The sequence below is a fragment of the Achromobacter sp. 1011811831 genome (genome assembly GCF_059760905.1).
Genome location: NZ_JCBANG010000178.1, coordinates 1 through 3,164, shown reverse-complemented (window position 1 = coordinate 3,164; position 3,164 = coordinate 1). Strand labels below are relative to the sequence as shown.

Genomic DNA, 3,164 nt, shown 5'->3' with positions numbered 1-3,164 from the left:
GGCCATGTGGCCGCCTCGCCGCGCCGCTTGCCCGCGCGCTGGCGGGACTCCGCGACAATAAACGTCAAGGCTGGGGTAACTCCGGAGCGCGGCGCGACATGGCGGTGATACTCTGGTCAGCTGTAGTCCGACACAGGCGATCCGGCCAACACGCCATGCCGAAATTACTGCCTCTTTTCCGAGCCGCCGCCGTCACGGCGGCGCTCCTGGTCCTGCAAGGCTGCGGCCCGGGCGGCGCGCCGTCCTATGTGATCTTCGGCGCCTATTTCCCCCGCTGGCTGCTGGCCGGCCTGATCGGCATCGTCGCGGCCCTGGTCACGCACCGGCTGTTCGTGGCCAAGGCCTGGAACGGCAAGCTGCCCCTGCAACTGTCCGTGTGCTGCGCCATCGGCATGGTCGTGGCCGTCCTGTTCTGGACGCTGGCGACAAGGTGACCCCATGAAACTCGCCGGCACGCGCAAGACTCCCGCCCTTGGCCGCCTTATCGCGCTGGCCATCATCGCCCTGGGCGTGGCCGCGCTGGCCTACGCCTGGCACCGCAGCGCGAACTACCCCGCCACCGACAGCGCCGGCATCGACGCCGACCTGGTCCACATCGCCACGCCCGTCGGCGGTCGCCTGGTCGGCCTGCCGGTCAAGGAGAACCAGCGCGTCGCCAAGGGCGACGTGCTGCTGGAGATCGACCCCGAACCCTACCGCCTGACCGTGCAGCAGGCCGAGGCCGACCTCGCCATGGCGCGCGCCTCGCTGGAATCGCGCCGCCGCATGCTGATCTCGGAACGCGCCAATTCCGCCATCGCCGACGAGCAGCTGCGCCGCGCCGAGGCCAACCACGCGCTGGCCGCGCGCACCGTCAAGCGGCTGGCGCCGCTGGCGGCGCAGGGCTACATCCCGACGCAGCAATACGACCAGTCCCAGGTCACGCTGCGCGACGCAGAGGTATCGCTGAAACAGGCCCAGCAACAGCAGGCGGCGGCCGCCAGCACCATCGGCGACGAGGCCGAGGCGCAGGCCGCCGTGCAGGCCCGCGAGGCCGCCCTGGCGCGCGCCCGCCACTCGCTGGAACAAACCGTGGTGCGCGCCCCCCACGACGGCTACGTGACCGGGCTATCGGTGCTGACCGGCGAGACCGTCGCGCCCAGCCAGTCCCTCTTCACGCTGGTGGCGTCGGATGAATGGTTCGCCGTCGCCAACTTCCGCGAGACGGACCTGGCACAGATCGCCATCGGCGACTGCGCCACGGTCTATTCCATGATCGACCGAGGCCAGGCCATGCGCGGCAAGGTCGTGGGCATCGGCGCCGGCGTGCTCGACGGCGACCGCGTCAACCTGCCGCATTCGCTGCCGCTGGTGCAGCGCTCGGTGAACTGGGTGCGCGTGGCGCAGCGCTTCCCGGTCCGCATCGAACTCGAGGAGCCGCCGGCGCAGCTGGTGCGCATGGGCGCCAGCGCCGTGGTCGAGATCCGCCATGGACCGGCCTGCCGCTAGGCCCGGCTTCCCGCGCCCGGGCGACCTGGCGCGGCTGCTGGCGCCGTTCCCCGGACGCGGCGAGATGACGCTGCGCCTGACCGTCATCTGCGCGCTGACCGCGCTGGTCGCCAGCGCCTACGGCACGCCGGAAGCGGCGCTGTCGGTCTACATCGCCTTCTTCCTGATCCGTCCGGACCGCGTGCTCAGCGCCATCCTGCCCGCCGTGATGCTGCTGCTGGTCTCGGTGATCCTGGGCGTGATCCTGCTGGTCACCACCGCCAGCATCGACTATCCCATCCTGCGCGTCTCGGCCATGGCGCTGCTGTCGGCGAGCTTCCTGTTCCTGGCCTCGGCCAGCAAGCTGCGGCCCATCGGCGCCATCCTGGCGATGATCGTCGGCTTCGGGCTGGACCAGATGGGCCGCGTGCCGATCGGCGAGGCCAGCACCCGCATGCTGCTGTATGCGTGGCTGCTGGTGGCCATCCCGGCCGGCGCGGCCATCGTCGCCGGCCTGCTGCTGGCGCCTTCGCCACGGCGTCTCGCCTGTGATCGGCTGGCGCGCCGGCTGCGGCTCGCCGCCAAGCTGCTGAGCGGCGACGCGGCCAGCGCGCCCGCCTTCGCGCTGGCCTTGCGCGAGGGCAACAAGCAGATCCTGACCTGGTTGAAGCTGTCCGCGCTGGAGGGCAGCTCGACCCGCGCCGACGTGGCCGCGCTGCGCCAGGCCGCCGTCTCCAGCATCGCCATCCTCGGCGCCGTGGACGTGCTGCGCGGCGAGGGCGGTACCGGCCTGCCCGACGAGCTGGCGCGGTCATTGGCCAGCTCGCTGGAAGACATGGCGGCCATGCACGAGCAGGGCGGCTATCCCGTCGAGATCGAACTGGCGTTGCCGTCGGTCACGCTGCCCCCGGCCGCGCGCGCCGCCCTCGACGAACTGCGCGACGCCATCACGCGCTACGCGGAATCGCCGGATGCACCCGCTGGGGAAACCGTCGTCTCCGACGCGCCTGCCGCGAGCTCCCCCGCCGCAAGGTCGCCTGCCGCAGGCTCGCCCCCCACGGAAACGGCCACCGCGCCGCCCCCGCCCGCCCCCAAGCGCGGCGGCTTCCTCCTGCCCGACGCCGGCACCAATCCCGAGCACATCGCCTACGCGCTCAAGACCACCGGCGCCGCGATGTTCTGCTACCTGCTGTACACGTTGCTCGACTGGCCCGGCATCCACACCTGCGTCATCACCTGCTACATCGTGTCGCTGGGCAGCGCCGGCGAAACCGTGCAGAAGCTGCGCCTGCGCCTGGCCGGCTGCGTGATCGGCGCGCTGGCGGGCACGGCCGCCATCGTGTTCATCGTGCCGCACATGGACTCCATCGCCTCGCTGCTGGCGCTGGTGTCCATCGCCGCCGCGCTGTCGGCCTGGATCGCGGTGGGGCCGCCGGCCATCGCCTACGCGGGCTTCCAGATCGCCTTCGCCTTCTTCCTGTGCGTCATCCAGGGCGCCGGCCCGGGCTTCGACCTGACCATCGCCCGCGACCGGACCATCGGCATCCTGCTGGGCAACGTGGTGGTCTACCTGATCTTCACGCGCGTCTGGCCGGTCAGCATCGCCGCCAGCGCCGACCGTGCCGTGACGGCCCTGTGCGCACAATGGCGGGCGGTCGCGGCCGGCGGCGCGGCGCGCCATGCCCTGGCCGCCGAGG

At 71.9% G+C, this 3,164-nt stretch carries 3 protein-coding genes; all 3 read left to right on the top strand.

Going from position 1 to position 3,164, the window contains the following annotated elements; genetic code table 11:
• Nucleotides 1-155 precede the first annotated feature (155 nt).
• Nucleotides 156-434, top strand: a complete 279-nt coding sequence (locus tag AC6LJ9_RS30380; RefSeq protein ID WP_498150419.1) for a hypothetical protein — start codon at nt 156-158, stop codon at nt 432-434.
• A gap of 4 nt (nt 435-438) precedes the next feature.
• Entirely contained in the window at nt 439-1,488 is a 1,050-nt protein-coding gene (gene mdtN, locus AC6LJ9_RS30375; RefSeq protein ID WP_498150418.1) for a multidrug transporter subunit MdtN, read from the top strand.
• The coding region (locus AC6LJ9_RS30370) for an FUSC family protein (RefSeq protein WP_498150417.1) at nt 1,469-3,164 on the top strand (1,696 nt) is incomplete at its 3' end. The genes mdtN and AC6LJ9_RS30370, both read left to right, overlap by 20 nt.